Genomic DNA, 26,292 nt, shown 5'->3' with positions numbered 1-26,292 from the left:
CCAGTGTAAAGACGAACAAATGGGATAAAGGAGCTGAACCGCTTGTGACACCGCGGTTGATTTCCGTGCAAGGCTTCGCTTTCCGCGGGCTGCCTATGAGCCTCCTCGTCGCTTGTGCTACTGCGTGGTCTCATCCCTTCCGTTTTTCCCGCAGGAGTCTACGCCTTGCCCTCCAATCAACCGCTAGAAGCAACGAAATAGATGAAACCTACGTTCACCGTAACAACAAAAAACAAGAACTATTAATCAGTAATTTTGATTAATAGTTCTTGTTTAACTTTAACTAGAATACTTTTGTCCCAGTCTCTTTTCTTTATTTAATTAACGCTTTTTCTTCTAAGCTTTGAAAAACAGCGTTAAAGTCTTGCTTCAAATCCTCAAATTCCTCTAACCCTACTGAAAGGCGAAGGAGTGAATCAGTAATTCCTTTTTCTTCACGTACTTCTTTTGGGATACTTGCATGAGACATTGTTGCAGGATGCGTTAGAATGGATTCAACTGCACCTAGACTAACGCCAATTGAAGCTAATTTGACTCCTTGTAAAATATGTCGTGCTACTTTTTCATCCTGTACTTGGAAAGAAATCATAGCTCCGTATCCATTTGCTTGTTCTGAAATCAGTTTGTGGTCTGGATGACTTTTTAAGCCCGGGTAGTATACACGGCTCACTAGAGATTGTTCTTCAAGCCATTTTGCAAACTGTAGCGCTGTTTTTAACTGCTGATCTAAACGAACTTTTAATGTCTTAATTCCTCGAAGCAGTAAAAAACAATCCTGCGGTCCCAAGATAGCACCAAAAGCATTTTGTACAAACTTTACTTCTTCTGCTAGCTTTTCATCGCTTACTACAACTAAACCGCCAATGACGTCACTGTGGCCGCTGATGTATTTTGTAGCACTATGAATCACAATGTTTACACCAAGGTCAATCGGCTGCTGTAGATAAGGTGTTAAAAACGTGTTATCCACAATTGTAAGGAGATTGCGCTCCTTCGCCAAACTTGCTACTGCTTTAATATCCGTTACCTGTAAAAATGGATTTGAAGGGCTTTCGATATAAATGGCCTTCGTATCTTTTGTGATAGCTTCTTCTACTTTCTCAACCTTCGTTGTATCAACAAAAGTTGTTTTGATACCAAACTTTGAAAATAATCGTGTTAATACACGATATGTCCCGCCGTACGTATCATGTGAAACTAAAATTTCATCCCCTGATTCAAAAATAGATAACACCGATGAGATAGCAGCCATACCTGATGAAAAAGCAAAACCAGCGTATCCATTTTCTAGCTGAGCAATGGTGTTTTCTAAAGCCTCACGAGTTGGATTCCCTGAACGAGAATAGTCATAGCGGCCGTTGTTCGTCTCATCTTCTTGGTTAAATGTAGATACCTGATAAATAGGTACGTTAACCGCTCCAAAATGACCGTCAATTCCTGTATTTGCATGAATTAAGTTCGTTCCAAATCTATGTTTATTATTGTTGGTATGCATCAAATGCCTCCTTCAAATCTTTAATTAAATCATCTGCGTGCTCAATTCCAACTGATAATCGCAGTAAACAGTTTGTTACTCCGACACGATTTCGAATTTCCTCCGGAATATCAGCATGTGTTTGACGAGCTGGGAATGTCATTAAACTTTCCACGCCTCCTAAGCTTTCTGCAAATGTAATAACTTTGACATTTTCTAAAAGTACTGACACGATATCAGGGTGTGAGACAGCAAAAGAAATCATGCCTCCAAATCCAGTTGCTTGTTTCTTCATGATTTCATAGCCTGGATGTGTTTCAAGACCAGGGTAATACACTTTTTCCACGAGATCATGAGCAGTAAGCCAATTTGCAATTTTCAGTGCGTTTTCATTATGCTTTTCCATACGAAGCGCTAGCGTTTTAACACCGCGTAATAACAACCAGCTGTCCTGTGGACCTAAGATTGCCCCCGCTGCATTTTGATAAAAACGAATTTTCTCTCCTAAGCTACTACATCGAGCCACTACAAGACCAGCAACTACATCATTATGACCCCCAATGTATTTGCTTGCGCTATGTATCACAATATCTGCTCCAAGCTCTAAAGGACGCTGATAATAAGGCGACATGAAGGTATTGTCAACGATAGTAAGCAAATCATGCTGTTTAGCTAACGCAATTGCTTCTGGCAAATCAGTCACGTGCATCATTGGATTCGTAGGTGTTTCAATAAATAAAGCTTTTGTATTAGAACGAAGCGCATCTTTTACTTGTTCGAGATGGGCTGTGTTGACGTACGAAACAGTAATTCCTTGCTCTGAAAAGATTTCATTTAGTAATCGGTACGTTCCTCCGTATAAATCCTCTGATACAATTAAATGATCTCCGTTTTTAAATAGTGCTAAAACTGCCATTACACCCGCCATTCCTGAAGCGAATGCTACTCCTACTTCTCCTTTTTCCAAAGCAGCAATTGCTTCTTCCAATGCTGTACGAGTAGGGTTTGCCGTACGTGCATAGTCAAATCCTGTACTTTGCCCTAAAGCAGGATGAGCAAATGTTGATGCTTGGTAAATGGGTGTTGTAATAGAACCTGTTGAAGGGTCACGACCTACTCCTGAACGAACTAATAAAGTTTCAATTTTCATCTATTTCTCTCCTTAACTCAAAATAAAAAACACTCTTCACAGATGGAAGAGTGTTCGTTTATACACGATTTCTCTCATCTGTTAGAACAATACTGATGTTCCACAGGAATTAGCACCGTTCAAATGAATGTTTCATTTGATGGTTGCCGGGCATCGCAGGGCCAGTCCCTCCGCCACTCTTGATAAGAGTTCTATATAATTGTTGGTGGTTAACGTTTGTTGTTAATAACTTTAATAAAGATTTTCTTTATTGTCAACATAATTTTCTAAAAAATTTAAATCATCTCATTTGTTTATTCAATATACTTGTCCTGATAAGCACATAAAAAAAGAGACGAAAGCGAGGTCTCTTTTTCTAAGGCAAGTGCACAGATTTCACGTGAGCTAACTTCCAATACATACTTTCTCCATTTGCCGTAATTAGTTCAACAATATTATTAGAAACTTCTTTAAGTACGCCAATTTTTTCTGATTGATCCCCTAAATCTAATACGACCAGCTGATTTTCATATTTTTTAAGCTGCTCTTCAAAGTTTCTGACAAAAGGTGCAGAGGCAGGTCTTACTGGGAGCTCTTTGTCACTTAAAGAATAAGGGGTTAACTCATTGCTGTAAGGGGTAAGCCATTTCAAATGATGCAGAGAAACAAAGACATTTTTATACACTGGAGAATAAAACACGAGATAATCATTCAGCACGCTTGTAATATAGCCATGCAATGATTTCCCTCCCGTTACATAAATTTCAATAAATTTCCCTTTTGCCTGCTGTAAAATATTACGGTAAGAAATTCGCTGACTTTCTTCTATTAAGTTCTCTTCTATTTCACGTAAAACCGTATAGTCTTCTTCAGATACTTCCCGCAAACCATGCATGTGTAAAAGAGGAATATACAAATAATCATGTCCATTATACAAAACCATAATATCTAATCCAAGATCAATAAGTCTGCCAACAAATGTCGTTTTACCTGAAATATCTAACTCCACAATTTTATTGATATAATGATTCATACTCATTCTCATTCTCCTCCTTTTTCCCATATGATAGAAAAGGTGCTTTATAAGCACCTTTTATGTTCCATTTCATCATGCTTTCCAACGATAATTTTTCGTTTTAATAACTTTCTCAGCCGGTGTTGAAGAGCGTGAACCCGTGCGGCGTCCTCGAGAACGATCGTCTGTGCGTCCACCCGTGCGGCGTCCTGTACGTCCACCTGTACGTTCTCCCGTACGGCTTCCTGTACGTTCTTCTGTAGACTTTGCAGCTTCAGTCTCTCCATTTTCTTCTGTTTCTTCATTATTTTGATTGTTATCGTTTTGTTTAAAAGCCCCTTTTGCTCCTACACAAATGGTTTTAACGTGTCTTGGCTGTAAGCGTAATACTTGATTATTCTGCACAAGTGTAAATGTACCATTTCGGCTTTGTACTAACACGCCCTCTACAGCTTCAGGTCCTCCATTATTGATTGATACCCATTTATGAGAAAGGTGGGCAAAAAGATCGTTAAAGCTTTTGGATTTCATATATTCTGGTTCTTGGCTCACTAAGAGTTCATTTGCAGATTGATTAGTTTGATCTCCATCGTTGTTTTGATATTCACTCACACTCTTAACGTGTTCAGTATTAATATAGATGACACCGTCGTCTTCTGTGAGTAGTACTATATAAGCAGATTCAAATGAACCTAAGACATCAAGAAGCTGACCTGCTTTTTTCTCCGGTCCACCTTGGTTAACCTGCACATATTTAGTTTTCATCAATGATAAAGTTGTAGCAAAAGTTTTCCCTCGATATAATTCTAATTCTGCGCTAATTCCAGTAAACGTTTGTGCCGAATTTGACATAGTATCTTCAGTGATACTTTTTACATGCGCTAAGTGATAATATACAAGTGTATATTCTTGTTGATTATTATTTTGGTTGTTTTGATTGTTTTGGTTGTCATTTTCACCATTATTGTTATTATTGTTATTGTTGCTTTCCACTGCTAAGATTAAATAATCTGATTGCACGTCAACCAAATAACCTGTTTTAGATTCAGGTCCTCCACGATAAACGGTCACCACTCTTCCTTTTAGGGGTTTGAAGTGAGAAGAATAGCCTTTATCAGGCATTTGTATATTTTGGCTGCGTTTTTCGCTTGATTTTTGGCGCGGATTTTGATTTTGCCCTTGTTCTTGGCCATAGTAATAGTTACTCATTGTTTTTCCTCCTTATTAGTTATCCTTATTGGTCATTCATACTGTATATATACGTATCATGTACAGCTATTGATTTCCTGCATTTGCCTATTATTAACAAAATCCACTGTTGCCTATAAATTTCCTATAAATCTATCTCTTTTTAAAGAGTCAAAAGGTTATTTTCAATATACGCTGTTCGTTCTTTTATAAAAGACAGCATAAATTCGGGTTCTTTATAAAATTGCTCCAAGTTATCTTTTACGTAAGGATCTTTTAATACATAAGGAGCAATATACTCATGCAGTTGATAAATGATTGGTTTCATGTATTCTATTGTAAATTGATTATTTAGAACATTGTTCATTTTTTGAATATATCGCTTTTTAATGCTGTTCACCGCCAGTAAGCGAGCTGTAAGCGTATTAAATCCTTGTGCGCGGACATAGTCTCCTTCCATTACTTTTCCATTTACATCTCTTCCCCAAGTTGCATCATAATCCCATGGAATTAGTTCAAAGCGCCCGCTTTCATGATTTAGATAGAGGGCATAGTTATGGACAAAACCGTCGTAATTCTGCATACAAATAATACCGACTAACCAAGATAAGTAGCGGTCGACGTTCAGATACTTCTCAATATTCTGTTCGAATTCCGTATTTGTCCACGTATTAAGATTAAATATAAACTTTTCTAATTTTTCCTCATCCCCTTCTTTCACTGCTTTATCTTCATATCCAGATAACAAAGTTGTTTTCGGCCTTTTATCCAAATCGCTCATCAAAGAAAAATTAGCATCTCCGTCCACTGCATAAAATATGGATCCATCCGCTAAATTTCTTTTTTTCAAAAATAGTTCATCTACCGATTCGAGCTGAAGATATATTCCTTCATTTTTCCCATTAATCTTAAGGGTGACAAACTGAGAATGAGGAGATAAAACGTCTAAAGAGGAGAAAAAATCGAGGGACAATTTGTTGCGCATAAGCGATGGATCTTTGTATTCGGCGTTTAGGTGTATTTCTTTGGCTCGCTGAAATATTTTTGGAGAATAAAATTCAATATAATATGACTTTTTTTTCATCTTCCGAATGTGGGAGCCTCTTAGCAGCAAATCAATATCGTAGCGTTTTTTGTTAAACTTCATCGTTGCCTGAACCGCTTCTTCTGACCAAATATCTCTTTGTATTTCCTTTAAATCTTTTACATTCACAAACAGAGCGTATTGAGGGATTTCTTTTTGCTTCATTATTCGACCACCTTTCTTCAATTATTAAAGTATATGAAGGGTAAATTCTCCATGATACCCCACCTCATCAACTATTTGCGCAAACTCCACTTTTGACTCATATCAAGGACAAGCATCAGCGCGTATTCTATTAATGCAAGACCTAGTCCAATTGACAAGGAGGTTTTTGTATTGCATATTACACCTGAAAAAATTAAAGAGGCTGCTGAAGCCCTAGAATGTACAGAACTGAAATCTTTTATGTTTCAAGAGCCAACTGCCGGTCCACTAACAAAGCCGCGTCGCTCTTCTCGTAGCACTGGCCGCAGCACTCGCGGCTCTCGTCGTTCTTCTCGCCGCTCTCATCGTTCTTCTCGCCGTTCTACTCGTCGCTCTCATCGTTCTTCTCGCCGCTCTCGTCGTTCTACTCGCCGCTCTCGTCGTTCTTCTCGCCGCTCTCGCCGTTCTACTCGCCGTTCACGTCGTTCTTCTCGCCGCTCTCGTCGTTCTTCTCGCCGCTCTCGCCGTTCTACTCGCCGTTCACGTCGTTCTTCTCGCCGCTCTCGCCGTTCTACTCGCGGCTCTCGTCGTTCTTCTCGCCGCTCTCGTCGTTCTTCTCGCCGCTCTCGTCGTTCTTCTCGCCGCTCTCGTCGTTCTCGCCGTTCTTAATTTTTTAAATACTCATCTTTATTGCAAAAAAAAAGCCGAAGAACCATGAGTGTCTTCGGCGTTTTTTTCCACTTATAAAAGGAGGACATTGGGAAATATACTAAGATGGGATGTTCTTCATTTTACATAGAGAAGGAGATGTTTTATGAAAAAAAGCAAGCATCAAATTTCAACTTCATCAACAACAGATATCGAAGAAGTCAAACGTTTAAATGCTCAGTCTGGATTAACTTACAATGAAGTATTTACACTTCTTGGAGAAACCTATTTTAAAAATCAAAAGAAGAAATAATAAGCAGGGACTAGAAAATACCTTCTAGTCCTTATACTTTGAAAATCCCGGAAAACCCTTTTACTAGGGACGTTAATTGGTTCATGGCTCCCATCATCTGCCCCGCAGTATTCATCATCTTGTTCATATCGTAATTGCCATCACTCGATTTAAACTGAGACATTAATGACTGAAATTGAGAAGGCTGAGGCTTTTGTTGCTGAGCTTTAGGATATGGATTAAAAGGCGCACCTGCATTATTGTACATGGGCTGCTGGTACATTCCGTTCATATAGGGAATTTGCTGAGGACCAAAAGGCATTTGTTGCTGAGCGTACGGATGTTGCGGCATATAAGCTTCCGTCCATGGCTGCTGATGATACTGCGGAAATGGATGTACCTGACTTAAATCAAAACGTTCTGGTTGATGTTGCTCATAATACGGATAATGCTTACTTGTATACATGCAAAATCAATACCTCCTTTTTAATATTACATAATATATAGTATGTATGCAGAAATAAGAGGTGACGTTCGTCTACTTGTACTTTTGGAAAACACATTCAAAAATATGTAGGTTTCTGTCGAAAGTTTAAATTTTTCAAAAAAACGAGATTATTTAAATATATGGTACGATAAGAACAAGTGATACTACAATACGTAGTGGCACAAACGGGGATTAGGAGGGAATTTACATGTATGTGAACGAACTTCAAGAAGCTTTTATTGCGGTGAAACAGTATGAGCCGCAGTCAAGTAATGAATTACTCGATTTTGCTCAGCAGCAGTATTTAAAAGGTTTTTTAACTCCTATGAATTACAAAGCCGCTGTACGTGAACTCGAACAAATTGGAGCTACTAAGCCCGATTTTAGTGCACAAGACGATTAATTTTTTTACTACCACCGAGAAATCGGTGGTTTCTTTGTTTCCTGTAAAGTGGACACATACTTCTTTTTTGACTTGTTTATACTATAAAAGCTTTAACGTAGTATTCAATAAAGGAGGTCTATCTCATGAGTCGCGGAAAACATTTTGATCATAAAAAGCAAGGACAAAGTGCAGTAACTAAAACAAATAACGCCGTTGCTTCTAAACATACTGAAAAAGTTGATTATCATATCGATACAGTCGCTTCACAAGATCACCCAGCTGTTTCTATCCAATCTCAAAAAGATTTTGATTAACTTTTTAATTGATATGATAAAAAGAGGCTGGGACGTAACAAAATGATTTCAATCTAGAGACGAACAAATGGGATACATGAGCTGAACCGCTTATGACACCGCAGTTGATCTCCGTGCAAGGCTTCGTTTTCTGCGGCCGCTGAGCCTCCTCGCCGCTTTCGCTATGCGGGGTCTCATCTGTTCCGCTTTTCCCGCAGGAGTCTTCGCCTTGCCCTCCAATCAACTGCTAGAAAGAACAAAACAAATGAAACCTATGCCTCTTATCAAAAAAACGAACTACGAATCAAAAATTTTGATCGATAGTTCGTTTTTTAATTCGTGTAAAATACTTTTGTCACAATCTCACACATAGAAAATCCCCACCTTGTAGATCTTAACGGAAGGCCGGGATTAATTATTCAATATCGACTCGAGCACATACTTATTTGAGTGATACATCTTTTTAAATCGCTTTTCTCGCGTCTCGGGATAAAATGACTGTAGTACAACGTTTTGTAAATTTTCTTTTAACGTCTCTACTTGATTAACATGAATATATTTTGGTCGCTCTTTCTTCAGCCATTCCGTTACGAGACTAGCCCATTCATCAAGTTCTTTGAAGAAAATATCTCCATAAGGCTTTACTTCTTCAAAAAATTTCACTTCATAATTTTCTTCCTGTTGAATAGACGCTAATCGCTCTACAGCTACTTCATTATATTGAAACATGATCTCCGTACTTTTTTTCACATCTTCATTCATCGTTATTCGTCACCTCTACGATGACTATTGTAACATAAACAGTCTTTATACTGTATGAAGAACCATTTCTCTTCGGCTTCTATTCCATTCTGTTTCGGAAGGCATGCTTTCATACACAGCTACTTCAATTTCTTGCAGTGATTGGTCAATGCGATGAACTTGTTCCATATATGTTTCTTCACAATGTGTAAATGCTTCATTTATAGATGTAGACATCGTTTTATCGACTAAATCTACTTGCTCTAGTAAGCTATCTAATAAAGTTATCATTTCGCTTGTTTTAACCATACTTTGTTTCATCGCCATCCCTCCAAATTTTCCTTTGCATAACGTATTCTCTCTTTTCTTCATTGTCCCTTCACACATGACAAAACTAGTTTCTATTCGTCAAAGAAAGATGTTTTCGACATTTTCATTTATGGTGAATCGAAAGTGAGCATATTGAAAACACTAGTATAGACATTTCAGCTAAGCAGATACATTCCGCTGCTGAACGTTTATTACAACATGATAGGAGGTGCCTAGATATGGCCAACAAACAGCAAAAATCACAGCCTAAAAATAAGCCTGAAACAAAAACCTACGGTGATCCTAAAAAGTTAAACGGTCCTAACCAGCCTTCTACTTAAGAACAAAACGGTCACTTGTGACCGTTTTTATTTACATTAAATACTTGCGCTACTTTCATTAATATATACAGCTGCTTTTGCTTTTGAAGATACCACTTTGTAAAATGAACTTTCTTTGGAAAAGACGGCTTTTTCATGAGCTTTCGTTCCTCTTTTTTCGTTAAAAACCACTCTTCTCTCTTCTTTTCATGATGTCTAATAGGCGGATACACCATTCGAAGAGCAGGTGTACGGCAACTGGTTTCATTCACAAAATACTGCTCATAGTCGTATCTCGAACCCGTATGCATTGTTTTCAAAGAAAATTCATAAAACAAGGGATAATACTTTTCATGAAATAATAAAGCCGCTAATTTCTTCCCTAAATCAATCCGATTATTTATTTTTGTAAAATCATGAACAGAACAACCGTATAATTCCCCTTTTGTAGTAGGAAAAAGGACGGAACTAAAGTGGAATACATCTTGAAAAAGAAACAGCGTACTTTTAAACACTCTATCTTGATAAAAAGGCTGTTCAATAACGGGCTGTTGAATAACATGCTGCTCATTCACAATTAACGCATGAATAAGCTGCAGTTCACAAGGTCTCTGCATAAATTGTCTCCACTTCTCTTCGATAAAAGATGAAACATTTAAATAGGGAAGTAAATGAACGTAAGAGACATGTTTTTTACGCGAAACAGCATACAATAGTAATTGCGGGAAGGCATCTTTAAAAATAAGCCAATTGGCTCTTTCATACGTCAAAAATAATAAATCGCGCGTTTGCTTTGATAACGCTTTTTTCATGTTTTTCCCTTGCAAATCACACATATTCCATCCCGCGTTTCGTGATACCATACTTGCGAGAAATGCCCACTTTACTTCAGGATATCTATGATAAAAAGTTGCATAAGCCTGGGTTCTTGATATATTATCAATATTCAGCTTGTCTGTGGTTTTTTCAATCGCCGTCAACAGCGCTTGTTCCGAACTATTGAGTGACATCTCTTCATCTTCTTTCATCTATTTTTATTTGTAGGATTTGGTATAATAGAATTTGTTTGTTTAATAGATTTACATTAAAGGAGTGATGGTTATGATTCGCTATCCTAACGGAAAGGCCTATAAGCCATTGAATACCAGCAGTCCTTCCCCTAAAAAGCTAGAAGCTAGCTATAGCAATCGTGGTATGACGCTGGAGGACGATTTAAACGAAACAAACGAATACTATGTTTCAAAAGGAATAGCCATTGTTCACAAAAAACCAACCCCTGTTCAAATTGTAAAAGTAGACTACCCGAAGAGAAGTGCCGCTGTTATCAAAGAAGCTTATTTTAAACAGGCTTCTACTACAGACTATAATGGAGTCTATAAAGGAAAACACCTTGACTTTGAAGCAAAAGAAACGAGAAATAAAACCTCATTTCCGCTGCGTAATTTTCATGAACATCAAATTGAACATATGAAGCAAATTGTGAAACAAAACGGGATTTGTTTCGTTATATTAATGTTCTCTACTTTACAAGAAATATACTTGTTCGAAGCACAGTTCCTTTTTCCTTATTGGGATGCCATGAAAAAAGATGGACGAAAATCAATCCCTAAGGCAGATATTGAAAAAAAAGGACATTTCATCGAACTTGGTTACCATCCGAGAATCGATTACATAAAAACTATAGATAAATTATACTTTTAAGAGTATGATATATATGTTTACGGAAATCATTCTCTTACAATGCGTTGAAAGGTAGGAGTTTTTATGTCAGATAATTATCGCTCTCGTGAAGAACGACGAAGAGCTATGAATGACAACAAACCAGAAGGTAAATCTCAAGGAAAACCGAAAAAGAAGAAAAAAGGAGGCCTATTTCGTAAAATTGTTGCCGCAGTTTTACTGATAGGAATCATCGGGCTCATTGCCGGAGTGGGAACTTTTTTTGCTATGATAAGCGATGCTCCAAAAGTTGATGACTCGGTATTAAAAAACTCTTTTTCATCTAAAGTATATGCAAACGATGGAAAGACAGTTGTAAAAGAAATTGGAGCTCAAAAACGTACATATGTGCAATACGATGAAATCCCCCAAGTCGTCAAAAACGCATTTATCGCTACGGAAGACGTTCGTTTTTATAAACATCACGGCGTCGACTTTTACCGAATTGGCGGAGCATTAATGGCGAACTTTAAAAACGGTTTCGGTGCTGAGGGCGGTAGTACGATTACTCAGCAAGTGGTAAAGAATTCGTTCTTATCACCAAAGAAGACGGTTAAACGTAAAGTACAAGAAATGTGGTTAGCTTACCAGCTTGAGCGTAAATATTCGAAGCAACAAATTCTTGAAATGTATTTAAACAAAATATATTTCGCATCAGGTGAAGTATACGGTATTGAACGAGCAGCTGAGAAATTTTACGGAGTTAAAAGCGTAAAAGATTTAACTCTCGATGAAGCTGCTATGTTGGCAGGCTTACCAAAAGCGCCAACTACTTATAACCCAGTTACAAACCCAGAGAATGCTACTAAACGCCGTAACACAGTATTAAACTTAATGGCTAAAAACGGCTTCATTACACAAGCCGAGGCCGACAAAGCAAAACAAGTAGATGTACAGGCTCACTTAGCTAAACAAACTGAATCAACATCTAAGTACGATGTATTTATTGACCAAGTAATCGAAGAAGTAAAAAAGAAAACAGACGCGGATCCATTTTCTGCGGGTTTAGAAATTTATACAACGCTTGACACTAATGCTCAGGACTATGTGGATGATGTGATGAATAACAAAGTAGTCAACTTCCCGAACGATAAATTCCAAGCAGGTCTTGTCGTTGTAGATAATGAAACAGGCGGTATTCAAGCAATTGGGGGCGGACGTAATCGCGTATCAGGCGGCTTAAACTTTGCAACAAATATGAGACGTCAGCCAGGCTCAACAATTAAGCCGATCTTAGATTACGGTCCAGCGATTGAAAACTTAAAGTGGTCCACTGGACAACCGATAAAAGATGAAGAATATCATTATTCAGACGGCACGCCAATCCGAAACTTTGGACGCAATTATAAAGGATGGGTTTCAGCGCGTGAAGCTTTAGGACGCTCACTGAACATCCCTGCTTTAAAAGCGTTTCAAGCAACCGGTGCAGACAAAGCTAAAGAGTTTGCTACGGGCCTTGGGCTAAAATTAGATAAAGAAGACGGCGAAGCTTACTCTGAGGCTTATTCTATCGGAGGCTTCCGTACAGGTGTTACACCTCTACAAATGGCTGGAGCCTATAGTGCTTTTGCAAATGAAGGTATGTACAATGCACCGCATACAGTGACAAAGGTAAAATTCCCAGATGGAACAGAAATTGATTTAACGCCAAAATCAAAACGCGCAATGCAAGATTACACGGCATTTATGATGACGGACATGATGAAATCTGTTGTAAACGAATCCTATGGTACAGCTCGTGCTGTTCGTACACCAGGATTAGAAATTGCGGGTAAAACGGGAACTTCGAACTTTAGTGCTGCAGAAAAGCAACGATACAACATTCCAGACGCTGGTGAAAAAGACGTTTGGTTTAATGGGTTTACGCCAAACTATACGATTTCGGTATGGACAGGCTATGAAACTGCTAAAGACGGCTATATTTTAAGTCCTAATGAAACAGGCATGGCAAAAAATATCTTTAAGCATGTTATTACTCATATTTCTGAAGGCAAACCTAAAGGAAGTTTCAAGCAGCCGGACAGCGTAGTTGAACGTTCCGTGGAAAAGCCAACGGGCAAAGACTTAAAACGCCCAAGCGGCTCTACTCCTTCGAGCTTAATTACTAAAGAATACTTTGTGCGCGGTACTGCACCGACAAAAGTATCTCAAACGTTTGTGAAGAAAGAAAAAGAAGAAAAGAAAGAAGATAAAAAAGAGGACAAAAAAGAGAAAAAAGACAATAAAGATGTGAAGCCAAAAATTACTGCTTCGTATAGCGGAGGAGCAATTTCAGTTAACTGGTCAGCGTCAAACGCAGCCAGTGATACGACCTTTACAGTCACAATGTCATCTCCTAACGGTTCTGAACAACTCGCATCTGGCGCAGGAGCCGGTGGAAAAACAATTTCCAACCCAGCACCAGGCGCAACGTATAGTTTCACCGTAACAACAAATACGGGCGAAAGCGCTAGTTCTTCTGTAAAAGTCCCTGATTCATCAAATCAAGCTACCGAAGATGATTCTACTAAGCCTGAAGATGACGGAACAACGGACGATAATCAAAATGAAGACAATAGCAATACTGATCAAAACAACGGCTCTGATCAAGGTGACGATTCATCTACTCAGCCGGATGATAACCAAAACAGCAATAATGGCAGCAATAGCGGCGGTAACAATAGCGGGAATACCGATAATAACAATAATGATAGCGGCAATGCTAACGATGGTAATAGCGGCAACAACAACAACAATAATAACGGAGGCACAACTCCTCCTCCAGCAGACAACGGTGGAAGTGACTCAGGAAGTCAAACACCACAAACTCCTGCTACACCATCGACACCGTCAACACCTGCTACACCGCAGCAAGAGCCAACAACTGAAAATTAACGTAGCAGTAAAAAGCCCCTACACGTGTAGGGGCTTTATTGCTTGTGAAGAATAAGCATTTTTGCATACTGCTTACGCAGCTCATTAAATAATTCTGTCAGCTGAATATACGCTTGATAAGAAGAAACTCGCTGCAGCAAAAACATAAGTCTCTCAGCACAGTTAATAGGCTTATAGGTTAGGTCCGCTATGTCTTCTTGCAGCCGATTTAAACGCCGAACGGGCTGTCCATTAATCCAAAACAGTAAACTAATATACATAGCAGCAGCTTGTTTCATACAAGGGGCTGCTTCTTTTGCTTTTCGCTGAGAAAAAAGCGTATACAGTTCTTCCCTTTGAGTTTCCCACTTTTCAAAAAATGGCCGTATGTTCTTTTGAACATCCCTCCAAGGTGTTTTCGTTTCTTTATGTACATCGTATAAAATATCATAAGCAAAATAATTTCTTCCATTTTTTTTATCTACTTCAAGAACCCGATCTTCTTTTGAATAGAATGGTTCGCATATGAAATGTGACGGCACTTCAATCGGTAACATCTGTCTTCTTCTCTTTTCCTTTCATTCGTTTCTTTCCTTCTCGGCAGAGATCAAGAAGCGGGCAGACATGACATTGAGGAGACTGTGCTTTACAGTGATAGCGTCCAAAAAAGATAAGTCGATGATGCGTAACGGACCATTCATCTTTCGGAATTTTCCTCATCAGCGTTTTTTCTACTTCCAAAACGGAATCTTTCCACCTGCAAATCCCAAGGCGTTTACTTACACGTTCTACATGCGTATCCACTGCTATTGACGGTACTCCAAAAGCTACGGATACAACAACATTAGCCGTCTTACGCCCTACTCCTGGAAGATTGGTCAGCTCATCACGATCTGTTGGAACTTCTCCTCCGTATTCATCAATGAGCATGCGGCAGAGCTTTTGAATATTTTTAGCTTTATTTCTATATAAGCCGATTGATCTAATATCTTGCTGCAGCTCTTCTAACGAAACGGCTAAATAGTCTTCAGGCGTTTGATATTTCTTGAATAACTCCGCTGTTACGCGGTTGACTAAAGCATCTGTGCACTGAGCAGATAGCGCTACAGCAATGACTAAATCAAAGGGATTCCGATGATTTAACTCACAGTGAGCGTCAGGAAACATTTCCGCCATAGCATCTAGACACTGTCTGATTTGTTTTAACGTTAACATACTAGTTCTCCTTCTTCTTACAGGTAGTTCCCTCCTATTTTACAATAGGGTTCCTGTCAAATGCTACTCTTGTCCGTATTCTTTTAAAAAAGCTGCTTCAAGATTCAATTACTTGGATCTTGAAGCAGCTTTTTATCCTGTCATTGCTCTAGCCAATTAAAAAAAGGAATGGCTGATGTAGACTGAGAAGGGTTAACAGAAGATAGTTTTTTGGGCTGTTGATTTTGACGAAATTTTTGGCTATGCTTGCGGGCTTGATCAATGGTCCGAATACCATTTTTCTTCCATTCAAATAAAATACGATCAATATACCGGAAGTTTAATTTTCCAGACATCACCGACTCTCTTAGTGCCGCTTTAATAATAATGGGATCATGATGATCTTGATCAATCCACATCGCTAGCGTTTCGCATTCAAACGGAGACAATGCTCTGCCGAACTCTTTTTCAAACATTGTATATAAATTAAGCTCTTCTTGTTCTTCTTCGTTTTTTTCTACTTCTCTTGTTTCTTGCATCATATGATGAATAAGCTTTTCCCAAAGCGGTTTTAATGAATAACGTTCACAAATAAGGGCGTTTTGCTGTTGATCTTGCTCAATAGATAAAAAGCCGCGCTGAATTAATGCTCGCAGCGTATCCATGCAGACAGCACTTGAAATACTCATTTTTGCCGCCAATTCGTTAGGTGTCGGGAAACCTTCACCGCCTTCAATGGAAACATAAATATGCATTAACGTCATGAATTCCGTTTCGTTCATTCCCAAATCGCTATAGTGATTAAACAGCAGCTTCGGAATTGAAACTGTGCCTTGTTCAAACCATTCAATTAACGTTTCTTTTTTCATATCCGAACACCTCAGTAGTTAGTATATCATGAAGTTTATAGTCAAAGTAATAATTATTCGAAGCTAAAAAGCTTCTATGTAAAACTTTCCGCTGAAACCGTACCATTGCTCTGCACATATAAAATATATACGAACGATGACTTCCTTCCAAGAATATTACACTAACTTATTTTTTCGAGAATTGCAACTCCCTTTTAAGTTAGACTCTTTTCTATGTTTGCCTTTGTTTCCTTATGATATAAGTAAAAGCCTCGTTTATCTTTTCTTTTTATGATTCATAAAAAAGCTAAAAAAGTATCCTGACTACAAGAGTCAGAATACTTTTTTCACTTCCTTACGGGTATAAACGGTTTAATAAGCGTGGGAATGGAATCGTTTCACGAACGTGTTCTACGCCGCTAATCCATGCTACCGTACGCTCAAGGCCTAAACCAAATCCTGAATGTGGAACTGAGCCATACTTACGAAGCTCTAAATACCACTTATACGTTTCAGTATCTAATTTATGCTCTTCTACACGCTGAGCTAAAAGCTCTTGATCATGAATACGTTCAGAGCCTCCAATGATTTCTCCGTAGCCTTCTGGTGCGATTAAGTCTGCACATAATACTACGTCTTCATTTGTTGGATCTGGCTGCATATAAAATGGTTTTAATGACGTTGGATAGTGTGTAATGAATACCGGCTTGTCATAGCTTTCTGCGATAGCCGTTTCATGCGGTGCTCCAAAGTCATCTCCCCACTGAATGTCTGTAAATCCTTTTTCATGTAAGAATTTAAGAGCGTCATCGTACGAAATACGAGGGAATGGCGCTTTAATTTGTTCTAACTTAGATGTATCACGGCCTAGTACATTTAACTCTAACTTACAGTTTGTTAAAACAGATTGTACGACATGAGACACATACTCTTCCTGTACTTTCAAGTTATCTTCGAATTGGTAGAAAGCCATCTCTGGTTCAATCATCCAAAACTCAATTAAATGACGGCGTGTTTTAGATTTTTCAGCACGGAACGTTGGACCGAATGAAAATACTTTTCCAAGCGCCATTGCCGCTGCTTCCATATAGAGCTGTCCACTTTGAGAAAGATATGCATCCTCGTCAAAATATTTCGTGTGGAATAATTCTGTTGTTCCTTCAGGAGCACTTCCTGTTAGGATTGGCGGATCTACTTTTGTAAACCCGTTTTCGTTAAAGAATTCATACGTTGCACGAATAATTTCGTTACGAACCTTCATAACAGCATGCTGACGTTTAGAACGCAGCCATAAATGACGGTTATCCATTAAGAACTCTGTTCCATGTTCTTTTGGCGTAATTGGATAATCAACAGCTTCATGAATAACTTCAAGGCTTGTAACTGTTAACTCATAGCCAAACGGTGAGCGCTCATCTTCACGTACTACACCTGTTACATATAGTGATGATTCTTGCGTCATAGATTTAGCTAATTTAAAAGTTTCTTCTTCTACTTCAGCTTTTACAACTACCCCTTGCATGAATCCTGATCCATCGCGCAGCTGTAAAAAGGCAATTTTACCACTTGAACGTTTATTCGCTAACCAAGCACCAATTGTTACTTCTTTTCCTACATGCTTGCTTGCTTCTGAAATCGTAATTTTCACGATTAATATCCCTCCAAAAAACTTACATTTCGTAATTATGTATGCCATCCTATTATACATTTCGACAAACATAATAACAAGTAACAAACAAAAAGAGCCTTCTAACACGTGTGATTTGTGCTAAAAAGCTCTTTTGTTTCTATCTATTGTTACTTTTTTATTTCATGTGACGAGTCATGAATGATTGAATTCGTTCTAATGCCTTTTCTAGCAAATCTAGTGATGTAGCATAAGAAAGACGTACGTTTTCAGGTGAACCGAATCCTGATCCAGGAACTAGGGCTACCTTCTCTTCTTCTAAAATAGCTTCTACCCAAGCATCAACTGTATCAAAGCCCGTTAACTTTGCAGCTTCAATTGCGTTAGGGAATAAGTAGAAAGCACCCTGTGGCTTTAAGCATGAGAACCCTGGAATGTTAATCAGCTTTTCATGAATCACGTTTAGACGCTCTTCAAAAGCTTGTCGCATCATTTCCACCGGCTCTTGAGTGCCGTTATAAGCAGCAATTGTTGCATATTGAGCAATAGATGTTGGATTTGACGTGCTGTGACTCGCTAGGTTTGTCATCGCTTTAATAACTGTAGCATCACCAGCTGCATATCCAATGCGCCAGCCCGTCATGGAATGTGACTTAGAAACACCGTTAATGATAATTGTTTTTTCTTTTAACGCTGGTGAAAGCTGTGCAATCGATACATGTTCATTTTGACCGTATACAAGCTTTTCATAAATTTCATCTGATACGATAAAAATATCGTGCTTCAAGCAAACTTCTCCTAAAGCTTGAAGCTCTTCTCTTGTGTAAATCATACCTGTTGGGTTGCTTGGTGAATTGATAATAACAGCTTTGGTTTTAGCAGTAATAGCCGCTTCTAATTGTTCAGGTGTGATTTTAAATTCGTTATTTTCAGAACCTTCAACGAATACTGGTGTACCTTCTGCTAACTTTACTTGCTCAGGATAACTTACCCAGTAAGGAGTTGGGATAATCACTTCGTCACCTTCGTCTAACAGAACTTGAAATAACGTATACAGTGCGTGCTTAGCACCTGTACAAACAATAATTTCAGAAGGTGAATACGTCAGGCCTTGGTCGCGTTTGAATTTTTCAATTACCGCTTCTTTTAATGGTGCAAGGCCGCCTGCTGGCGTATATTTTGTCTGACCATCATTCATTGCTGTGACAGCCGCTTCTAAAATGTGCTGCGGCGTATTAAAATCAGGTTCCCCTGCTCCAAGTCCAATCACATCATGACCAGCCGCTTTCAATTCTTTCGCTTTTGCTGTAATCGCTAATGTTGATGATGGCGTTAATGCTGATACACGTTTTGCTAACTTCACTAAAATCTCCCCCTATGAACTAAAGCTATAATCAGCCCGCGGGCTGATTATAGATAAAAAATTGGCTTCATTTTCATAAAGCGCTGAAATCTTATATTATGACACATATGGCATTTCATATGGTATAAACGATTTATGATTGAGATAAGCTGTATCGTTTTATAAATTCACCGCTAGAGAAATCAAGATAATAGTATGTTAAATGTTTCTTATCTTTCTCCACATATGTTACTTCCCACAGCGGCTTTTTCTTTTCAATGCCTAGGCGCACCGACTTAATTTCCTGCGGGTTTTTATCATTTTTCACAATGGAAATGGCTTTTTCTTTTGTGATCCCGCTGCTTGCTTTCTTTAAAACTGCTGTTTGTTTTTTGCTTTTAGGCATCCAAGCAATTACCTTTTGATTGCTTCGGTTTGTACCTTCTACTACATAAAATGCATGATTGCCGAAATATGGCTGGGTGCTTGTGACAGATTTCAAATTAAATTCTTTTTTTGCTTGAGATGCTGCTTTTTCCTCAGCAGACTGCACATCCTTCACGGACGAGTGATAAATGCTAAAAGAAATGCCCCCGATAATTAAAAGCACAGCAGCTACCGCTACAATAATTAACTTTTTCATAAAATCCCTACTTATGTACGATAAATTGTAAATACAGCTTTGCTTTGATCTTCTTCATCTAGCGCTAATCCGAACATCAAATCTTGCTTTTTCAACGTGCGATTCAAACTATCAACAATTTTATATAAATCCGAGGAATTTTCCACGCGGACAGTTGATAATACTTCAATCCTACTTTCCATTGTAAACCTCCTAGCTCGTCTATCACGACGCAAAAATGACGATATCCGTATTATAACAGGTATCAAAAACCATCGTCATCTTTTTCACTCATCAATCCCGTCTGTACGTTTTGCGTAAAAACCGAATAAATAAGTAAACATATATAATATTATAAGGAATTTACCTCTTTTTGCAAAAGGAAATTTGTTTATTTTGCAGAAAATTTCATCACATCATAGGATTTTAGCGACATTTTAATAGAGTAAGCGCTCCCCTCTCTTACGTCATATAATTCAATCCATTCAGCTGTTAAATTTGAAAGCAGTCGAGGGGAATAGGAACGGCCTGGTTTCGTAAACATAACGGCAAGCTGTGTATCTAATTGCTTCAAAAATGCATTCGAAAAAAACGTTCCCTCTCCAAAATTAGGAATTTTTAATACATCTACATGGGTAAGAGGAATGCGTAAAAACTTTTCTTCTACTTCATCTGAGCTGCTCATTGCATATAGAATCCGATGTTCTCCGATCGTAAATAATAGATCCATAGCCGCTGTTTTTTGCTTCGATGCATGCAAGACATCAACGTGTATATTATCTGTTAACTGAAATAAATCATTTTCTTTCCACTTCTCTGTTTGAAATTCCGCCTGGTACTGAGCCGGGACAATAATACGCTCTATATGATAATCATTCACAGCTCGCTGAACATTTGAATCATAGTACTTTTGCTGTTTTGTAATCACTAATTGGTTAATTTTTTTCACTTTATATCGCTTCAACCACTTTTTTAGCTCGGGATAGGAAGATGTATCGCCGGTATTTATCAAAATGGTCTCACCGCTTCCATCTTGAATCAGACTCGCTTCTCCAGCTGAAAGAGGTAGAAAGGTAATCACTACTTCATCAGCTTGCAAACCAAAATCTACGTTTTTAATGACGGCTGCTGAAACCGAACAGTTCATCAAACTAAAAAACAGTACAGCACTTAGCAATATTTTAAACATACACTGTCCTCATTTGCTTATCATAGTATATTACTATCGTCTCTCAAGTGAAGAAACTATATGCATAAAAAAAAGACTTAAGCGTATGCTCAAGTCTTTTCATTCCACCATTCTTTGTAGTCCAGTAAGATATTCGAAAACGTTTTTTGCACAACCTGGACTTTTGGAAGTGAATGAAGAAAATGGTATCCATATGCTGTTCGCGTAATACGATTATCAAAAATAAATATAGCTCCTCGGTCACTTTTGGAACGAATCAACCGTCCAAATCCTTGTTTAAAACGGATAACGGCCTGAGGAAGTGAATAATTCATAAAAGGACTTTTTCCTTCTTTTTTCATCTGCTCAAATTTAGCTGTCAGCAGAGGTTGATTAGGCGATGAAAAAGGAAGTCTGACAATTACGAGACATGATAATAAATCTCCTGGCAGATCAATTCCTTCCCACAGGCTGTTTGTACCTAAAAGAATAGAATGCTCAAACTGGCTGAAGTCTTTTAGCAGTCTATTACGATTTCTAGTTGTGACTCCTTGACCGAGCAGTACAAACTCTTCAAGATCGTTTAACTCTTTTAAATAACCATACGTAGCTTTCAACATGTCATAGGAAGTAAAAAGCACCAGCATACGACCATTTGTTACTTTAGCTACGTCAAGAATACTTTCTGCCATCATAGCGCTATACTCATATAATGATACTTCGTTAACAGCAGGCATATCTTGAGGAATATAGACTTTAGCTTGCTTCTCATAATCAAACTCGGAAGGGAGAATGAGTTGAGCAGGCTGAAAGTCATATAACCCTAGCTCTTGAATTAAATAATCAAATGTTCCATTTACCGTCAATGTAGCCGATGTTAAAATAACGCTTTGTTTCTTAGCGAAAAATTCATCAGCCAGCGTATCGGCAATGGAAGTAGGCTGACTATAGATATACGTAGCATTCGCTGCTCCTTTTGGTTCAATCTCAAACCACGTTACGTGATGACTCTGCTGTTTGAACAGAAGCTTTTCTATTTGCTGAGATATGTGTTCAAATCCTTTAACAGCCGTTTGAAATTCATGAAGAGACGACTGTTCATTTTTTGTGACTTTGTCATATAGTTCGTCAAAGGAATGTCTTGCCCCATCATTCCATGTAAAAAGATCGTGAATTAAAAAACGAATGCGCGACGCTGCTTCTTGAATAGCCGTCCAGTAATGCCCATGCTCTTTTTCCACTTTATATCGATAGCTGCTTCTTCCAATCTCGCCCTGCTGATTGCCGATTCTTTTTTGGACAAAAGAATGAATCAAACGAAATAAGTCATCGCACTCAGAATGAAGCTGCACAAACAGGTTTTGAAGCAGTTCAGTGTTAAGCTCGATGCTATATTTTACAAAGGTATGATGAACTTTTTTTAACAGCCCTTTGTCTTGAATGGTTCCGATTCGGTTTAATAGCGCATGAACCGCAAAATAATCTAAGCGCTCCCCCAGCTCTTCTCCGGCAATGTCTTCTAAGTGATGTGCCTCGTCAATAATAATCTGTTCATACTCAGGCAGCAGCTCATGATTACTCATCACATCCATCAACAGCAAGCGATGATTTGTCACTACTATGTGGGCATTTTGCGCTCTGTTCTGCGCTCGTTCATAAAAAGAATAAAGTTTCCAAGGATGCTTAAAGTCACTTGGAGACGGATTGCTTTCATTTAGCTGTTCCCAAAAAAGTTTGCCGCCAGAAGGCAAGTTTATTTCATCGCTGTCGCCCGTTTCCGTTTCCGTCAGCCAGATAAGCAGCTTCGCTTTTGTTAGGATCGCATCGTAATTATTATTGCGCTCTTTTAAGAGCTGAATAAATTTTCTTATACTAATGTAGTGTTCTCTTCCTTTTAAAACAGCTGCTGTAACAGGAAACGGAACAATCTTTTCTAGAATAGGCACATCTTTTTCGATGATTTGCTGCTGAAGCGTTACCGTGTTAGTTGAGATAATAACTGGGCGATGATGAACAGAAGCATAAAACACGGCGGGGACTAAGTAAGCGTAGGTTTTCCCAATACCGGTCCCGGCTTCAATTAAAGCATGCTCATTACCTGCAAAGCACTCTTGTACAAAGTTCATCATCTCCCACTGCCCTTTTCGTTCTTCAAACAATGGCAGAGCCTGATGGAACAGCTTTTGCTTTTCAGTTTCAAATATTTCATAAGTATGAGAGTGCTGCTTTTCATTAGCTGAATGCGGCTGATATTTGTGTAGCGCAATGCCATGTATAAATTCATAAGAATCATCCTCGGCATAGCTTTTATCATCTATAACTTGTTGAATCAGTTCTCCAATTTCACTTTTAAAGTGCAAGCTTAGCGCATACAGCTGCTTCAAGGTTGTTAGAGGCAGCTTCTTTAATTTTTCAATTAGTAACAGTAAAATACGTGCCGTTACTTCTGCATCACTATCTGCTTGATGAGGGTTTTCATGTTCAATATGTAAATACTCAGCTAATTGGCTAAGTTTGTACCCATCAACTGTAGGCAGCAGAATCCGGGCCAGTTCGACGGTATCTACGGTTGAATTATAAAGCGTCTCCTCTCCGCACTGATAGAGTTCTTCTTGTAAAAAAGTTAAATCAAATGCCACATTATGTGCAACAAAATAAGCATCATCTAGTAATTCTATAATTTTAGGTGAAATTTCTTCAAATAAAGGCGCATCTTTCACCATATCATTTTGAATGTTAGTTAGTTGTGTAATAAAAGGCGGAATATCCATACCAGGATTTAAAAAACTAGAAAAACGTTCAACAATTTTGCCGTCTTCTACTATGACAGCAGCAAATTGAATCATTTTATCTCCTTGTTTTGGAGAATGTCCCGTCGTTTCAAGATCTACCACAACAAAGCGTTTATTCACGGTCAACACCTCGCAAGTCTGTCTTTTTATAGTATAAAGTGAAAGCCTGCTCTATATGCTTTAAAAGCGCAACTCCTTCTCGTGAAAAACAGAGAGGCTTTCATACATAGAAGTTTTACTTTAGTGTGTATAGAGGTTTATACCGTTCACTTACTAGCGTATGTATTCAAATAAAAATCCCCCTCATAAAGGGGGACTGTTCTTATAGAATTGTACCAGCTGGTTCTTGTTTAAGCAATTGTTGGATTTTATTCTGCTCATTCATAATCGCTACAGTTGGATGATGGTGAGCTACTTCTTCATTGGCTACGAACGCATAAGAGATAATGATGATAATATCTCCAGGCTGCACGAGTCTTGCAGCAGCTCCATTTAAACAAACTACGCCGCTCCCGCGTTCGCCGGGAATCACGTACGTTTCCAAGCGAGCTCCGTTATTATTGTTTACAATTTGGACTTTTTCGTTTGCTGCGATTCCTACTGCGTCGATGATATCTTCATCAATGGTGATACTGCCAACATAATTTAAGTTGGCTTCAGTTACATGAGCTCTGTGTATTTTAGCATTCATCATCGTGCGAAACATTTAGTTATCCCCCTGTACGTCTACAATTACATTATCAATTAAACGGGCTTTAGAGAATTGAACAGCTAAAGCAATAATGATTTTTCCAGCGGTTTGCTTAATCGTTTTTAGCTCTGGATACGTATAAATTTCGATATAATCCACTTTACCGCTCGTATATTGCTCAATTTCTTTTCGAATGGTCTCTTTAAGGATTTCTACTTGCTTCTCTCCGCTTTCAAGAAGCTGCAGAGCGCTTTGTAAACTCTTAAATAAAACAGGTGCCTCTTCTCTTTCTTTATCTGTTAAATATACGTTGCGAGAACTTTTAGCTAATCCATCTGCTTCTCTCACCGTATCTACTGCTCTAAGCTCCACAGGAAAATTAAAGTCTTCAATTAAGCCATCTACCACAGCAACTTGCTGTGCATCTTTTTTACCAAAGTATGCACGATCCGGTGTTACAATGTGAAAAAGCTTTGTTAGCACCGTGGCTACTCCGTCAAAATGACCGGGGCGCTTCTGTCCACACAATACGTCTACACGATCGGTCACGGTTATAGCAACTGAACGGCTTGACTTATACATTTCCTCTACTGAAGGATAAAATAAATAGTCGACGTTAGCTTCTTTTGCCACGCGCTCATCGCGGTCAAAATCTCTTGGATACGTATCAAAATCTTCATTCGGTCCAAATTGAGTCGGGTTCACAAAAATACTTAGCACCACTACTTCATTTTCTGTGCGAGCCGCTCCAAGCAAAGTAGCGTGGCCTTCATGCAAATAGCCCATCGTGGGGACAAATCCAATTGAACGTCCAAGCTGCTTTTCTTTTTTCATCTCCTGCTGCATGTCTTTAATTGCTGTAATGACTTTCATCTTATTTTCCTCCGTACAGCGCCGTTAACTGCTCTTCTTTCATTGAAAAAGTATGGGCTTCTTTCGGAAACTCTCTTTTTTTCACTTCACTTACATACTGAGAAATCCCCTGTAAAATAGGCTCATTTATTTTCGCAAATGACTGAACGAATTTTGGCACACGCTCTACTCCGTACGTTAATACATCGTGGTATACAAGTACTTGACCATCCGTATCAGCTCCTGCTCCAATTCCGATTGTTGGAATGCTCAAGCGTTCAGCTACTTGTTTTGCTACTTGTTTAGGAACACATTCTAATACAACAGCAATAGCTCCCGCTTGCTCACACTTGATCGCGTCTTGGATTAGCTGTTTGGCTTCTTTTGCTTCTTTTCCCTGCACTTTATAACCGCCCAGGACACCGACAGACTGAGGTGTTAACCCGAGATGTGCAACAACCGGAATACCAGCTTGCGTCAATTCTGAAATTGTATAAAGAACATCCTTTGCACCTTCTACTTTTAAAGCATGAGCTCCGCTTTCCTGCATAATACGAGCAGCATTTTTCATCGTGTCTTCTTTCGACACGTGATAGGACATAAATGGCATGTCAGTGACGATAAATGTATCAGCAGCTCCTCTTTTAACCGCTTTTGTATGATGAATCATATCATCTACCGTTACAGGAATCGTAGAGTCATATCCTAAAACGACCATTCCTAGAGAATCGCCTACTAAAATCATGTCTACGCCTGCTTCCTCAGCGTACTTAGCTGACGGATAATCGTACGCAGTCAGCATTACAATTGGTTCATTGTTCTGTTTCATACGTAAAAAATCTAATTTTGTTTTCACTAACTTTCTCCTCCTTCTCAGAGGAGATGAGCGCACGTCTGCACACAAAAAGTCCTTCTACCTATAAAAGGAAGAAGGACTTTGACAGACTTCATCTATAAAAAGCACACTTTACCTAATGTGCTTACCTACGCGTCATCCCTCTGTCCTAGTCCTTAATGGATCAAGGCAGATTTATTGTCGTATTAAAAATAAAAAACGAGTATCAAGTGAAGTTCT

The 26,292-nt window shown here is 38.6% G+C and carries 28 protein-coding genes and 1 riboswitch; of the genes, 7 read left to right on the top strand and 21 right to left on the bottom strand.

Features of this window, described 5'->3' with window-relative positions; all coding sequences use genetic code 11:
* Positions 1–313: 313 nt before the first annotated feature.
* From LJC66_RS06780 to LJC66_RS06760, 5 genes are all read right to left on the bottom strand, one after another.
* Positions 314–1,495, bottom strand: a complete 1,182-nt coding sequence (locus LJC66_RS06780) for a trans-sulfuration enzyme family protein (protein WP_014460952.1) — start codon at positions 1,493–1,495, stop codon at positions 314–316.
* A complete protein-coding gene (locus LJC66_RS06775) occupies positions 1,479–2,624 on the bottom strand; it encodes a trans-sulfuration enzyme family protein (protein ID WP_230932095.1) in 1,146 nt (381 codons plus the stop codon). The genes LJC66_RS06780 and LJC66_RS06775 overlap by 17 nt, the downstream gene beginning before the upstream one ends.
* A 71-nt stretch (positions 2,625–2,695) precedes the next feature.
* Positions 2,696–2,813: riboswitch (SAM riboswitch) on the bottom strand.
* Between the two features lie 166 nt (positions 2,814–2,979).
* Positions 2,980–3,642 carry a hypothetical protein gene (locus LJC66_RS06770; protein ID WP_028407978.1) on the bottom strand — a complete coding sequence of 221 codons (663 nt, stop codon included), beginning with the start codon at positions 3,640–3,642 and terminating at the stop codon, positions 2,980–2,982.
* A 69-nt stretch (positions 3,643–3,711) separates the two neighbouring features.
* Positions 3,712–4,740: a spore coat protein gene (locus LJC66_RS06765; RefSeq protein WP_407819228.1), complete on the bottom strand. Its 1,029-nt coding sequence runs from the start codon at positions 4,738–4,740 to the stop codon at positions 3,712–3,714.
* A 229-nt stretch (positions 4,741–4,969) separates the two neighbouring features.
* Positions 4,970–6,055, bottom strand: coding sequence for a CotH kinase family protein (locus LJC66_RS06760; protein WP_195695003.1), 1,086 nt, complete (start codon positions 6,053–6,055; stop codon positions 4,970–4,972).
* Between the two features lie 171 nt (positions 6,056–6,226).
* Here LJC66_RS06760 and LJC66_RS06755 point away from each other — a divergent pair, with 171 nt between their 5' ends.
* Both LJC66_RS06755 and LJC66_RS06750 read left to right on the top strand, forming a co-directional pair.
* The gene (locus LJC66_RS06755; RefSeq protein ID WP_230932093.1) at positions 6,227–6,703 is read left to right on the top strand and encodes a CotG/ExsB N-terminal domain-containing protein; all 477 of its coding nucleotides are present in this window, start codon (positions 6,227–6,229) and stop codon (positions 6,701–6,703) included.
* A 145-nt stretch (positions 6,704–6,848) separates the two neighbouring features.
* Positions 6,849–6,995, top strand: a complete 147-nt coding sequence (locus LJC66_RS06750; RefSeq protein ID WP_195695005.1) for a hypothetical protein — start codon at positions 6,849–6,851, stop codon at positions 6,993–6,995.
* Between the two features lie 31 nt (positions 6,996–7,026).
* Here LJC66_RS06750 and LJC66_RS06745 read toward each other — a convergent pair whose 3' ends face one another.
* A complete protein-coding gene (locus tag LJC66_RS06745; protein ID WP_013056116.1) occupies positions 7,027–7,440 on the bottom strand; it encodes a YppG family protein in 414 nt (137 codons plus the stop codon).
* A gap of 229 nt (positions 7,441–7,669) precedes the next feature.
* On the opposite strand from LJC66_RS06745, the gene LJC66_RS06740 reads away from it, so the two are divergent.
* Positions 7,670–7,864: a YppF family protein gene (locus tag LJC66_RS06740; RefSeq protein WP_013056115.1), complete on the top strand. Its 195-nt coding sequence runs from the start codon at positions 7,670–7,672 to the stop codon at positions 7,862–7,864.
* 125 nt (positions 7,865–7,989) lie between these two features.
* A complete protein-coding gene (locus LJC66_RS06735; protein WP_013056114.1) occupies positions 7,990–8,160 on the top strand; it encodes a hypothetical protein in 171 nt (56 codons plus the stop codon).
* A gap of 390 nt (positions 8,161–8,550) precedes the next feature.
* Here LJC66_RS06735 and LJC66_RS06730 read toward each other — a convergent pair whose 3' ends face one another.
* Entirely contained in the window at positions 8,551–8,901 is a 351-nt protein-coding gene (locus LJC66_RS06730; protein WP_013056113.1) for a YppE family protein, read from the bottom strand.
* Positions 8,902–8,946: 45 nt separating this feature from the next.
* Positions 8,947–9,201 carry a hypothetical protein gene (locus LJC66_RS06725; protein ID WP_050690691.1) on the bottom strand — a complete coding sequence of 85 codons (255 nt, stop codon included), beginning with the start codon at positions 9,199–9,201 and terminating at the stop codon, positions 8,947–8,949.
* Between the two features lie 227 nt (positions 9,202–9,428).
* Between LJC66_RS06725 and LJC66_RS28015 the strand changes: the two genes are divergently transcribed.
* Positions 9,429–9,530, top strand: a complete 102-nt coding sequence (locus LJC66_RS28015) for a hypothetical protein (RefSeq protein ID WP_016763465.1) — start codon at positions 9,429–9,431, stop codon at positions 9,528–9,530.
* A gap of 11 nt (positions 9,531–9,541) precedes the next feature.
* Here LJC66_RS28015 and LJC66_RS06720 read toward each other — a convergent pair whose 3' ends face one another.
* Positions 9,542–10,537 (bottom strand): DUF2515 family protein, encoded by a 996-nt coding sequence (locus LJC66_RS06720; protein WP_230932092.1) that lies wholly within the window; start codon positions 10,535–10,537, stop codon positions 9,542–9,544.
* Positions 10,538–10,610: 73 nt separating this feature from the next.
* On the opposite strand from LJC66_RS06720, the gene recU reads away from it, so the two are divergent.
* Together recU and LJC66_RS06710 are read left to right on the top strand one after the other, a co-directional pair.
* On the top strand, positions 10,611–11,210 hold the full coding sequence (recU, locus tag LJC66_RS06715; protein ID WP_014460963.1) for a Holliday junction resolvase RecU: 600 nt from the start codon (positions 10,611–10,613) through the stop codon (positions 11,208–11,210).
* A gap of 63 nt (positions 11,211–11,273) precedes the next feature.
* Positions 11,274–14,102, top strand: a complete 2,829-nt coding sequence (locus tag LJC66_RS06710) for a PBP1A family penicillin-binding protein (RefSeq protein ID WP_230932091.1) — start codon at positions 11,274–11,276, stop codon at positions 14,100–14,102.
* Positions 14,103–14,137: 35 nt separating this feature from the next.
* Here the strand turns inward: LJC66_RS06710 and LJC66_RS06705 are convergent, their stop codons facing one another.
* The 12 genes from LJC66_RS06705 to panB all read right to left on the bottom strand — a co-directional run bounded on the left by LJC66_RS06705 (position 14,138) and on the right by panB (position 26,073).
* Complete coding sequence (locus tag LJC66_RS06705) at positions 14,138–14,638, bottom strand: YpoC family protein (protein ID WP_230932090.1); 501 nt, start codon at positions 14,636–14,638, stop codon at positions 14,138–14,140.
* Entirely contained in the window at positions 14,625–15,296 is a 672-nt protein-coding gene (gene nth, locus LJC66_RS06700; protein ID WP_230932089.1) for an endonuclease III, read from the bottom strand. The genes LJC66_RS06705 and nth overlap by 14 nt, the downstream gene beginning before the upstream one ends.
* A gap of 140 nt (positions 15,297–15,436) precedes the next feature.
* On the bottom strand, positions 15,437–16,144 hold the full coding sequence (locus tag LJC66_RS06695; RefSeq protein ID WP_028407970.1) for a DnaD domain-containing protein: 708 nt from the start codon (positions 16,142–16,144) through the stop codon (positions 15,437–15,439).
* 334 nt (positions 16,145–16,478) lie between these two features.
* Positions 16,479–17,771 (bottom strand): asparagine--tRNA ligase, encoded by a 1,293-nt coding sequence (asnS, locus tag LJC66_RS06690; protein ID WP_028407969.1) that lies wholly within the window; start codon positions 17,769–17,771, stop codon positions 16,479–16,481.
* Between the two features lie 157 nt (positions 17,772–17,928).
* Positions 17,929–19,113: a pyridoxal phosphate-dependent aminotransferase gene (locus LJC66_RS06685; protein ID WP_013082327.1), complete on the bottom strand. Its 1,185-nt coding sequence runs from the start codon at positions 19,111–19,113 to the stop codon at positions 17,929–17,931.
* A 133-nt stretch (positions 19,114–19,246) separates the two neighbouring features.
* Positions 19,247–19,735 (bottom strand): cell wall elongation regulator TseB-like domain-containing protein, encoded by a 489-nt coding sequence (locus LJC66_RS06680; protein WP_050690686.1) that lies wholly within the window; start codon positions 19,733–19,735, stop codon positions 19,247–19,249.
* 11 nt (positions 19,736–19,746) lie between these two features.
* A complete protein-coding gene (locus tag LJC66_RS06675) occupies positions 19,747–19,917 on the bottom strand; it encodes a YpmA family protein (protein WP_013056102.1) in 171 nt (56 codons plus the stop codon).
* 188 nt (positions 19,918–20,105) lie between these two features.
* Entirely contained in the window at positions 20,106–20,903 is a 798-nt protein-coding gene (locus tag LJC66_RS06670; protein ID WP_195695013.1) for a ComEC/Rec2 family competence protein, read from the bottom strand.
* Between the two features lie 89 nt (positions 20,904–20,992).
* The gene (dinG, locus tag LJC66_RS06665) at positions 20,993–23,794 is read right to left on the bottom strand and encodes an ATP-dependent DNA helicase DinG (protein WP_230932088.1); all 2,802 of its coding nucleotides are present in this window, start codon (positions 23,792–23,794) and stop codon (positions 20,993–20,995) included.
* A 202-nt stretch (positions 23,795–23,996) separates the two neighbouring features.
* Positions 23,997–24,380 (bottom strand): aspartate 1-decarboxylase, encoded by a 384-nt coding sequence (panD, locus tag LJC66_RS06660; RefSeq protein WP_050690683.1) that lies wholly within the window; start codon positions 24,378–24,380, stop codon positions 23,997–23,999.
* The gene (gene panC / locus LJC66_RS06655) at positions 24,381–25,238 is read right to left on the bottom strand and encodes a pantoate--beta-alanine ligase (RefSeq protein WP_195695014.1); all 858 of its coding nucleotides are present in this window, start codon (positions 25,236–25,238) and stop codon (positions 24,381–24,383) included. It abuts the gene before it with no gap.
* Position 25,239: 1 nt separating this feature from the next.
* Entirely contained in the window at positions 25,240–26,073 is an 834-nt protein-coding gene (gene panB / locus LJC66_RS06650; RefSeq protein WP_230932087.1) for a 3-methyl-2-oxobutanoate hydroxymethyltransferase, read from the bottom strand.
* Positions 26,074–26,292: the final 219 nt, after the last annotated feature.

This window comes from Priestia sp. TSO9 (assembly GCF_021029645.1).
GTDB classification, from domain to species: Bacteria; Bacillota; Bacilli; order Bacillales; family Bacillaceae_H; genus Priestia; species Priestia megaterium_E.
Note: the sequence above shows the minus strand (reverse complement) of the source record. Positions and strands in the feature narration are given on the sequence as shown.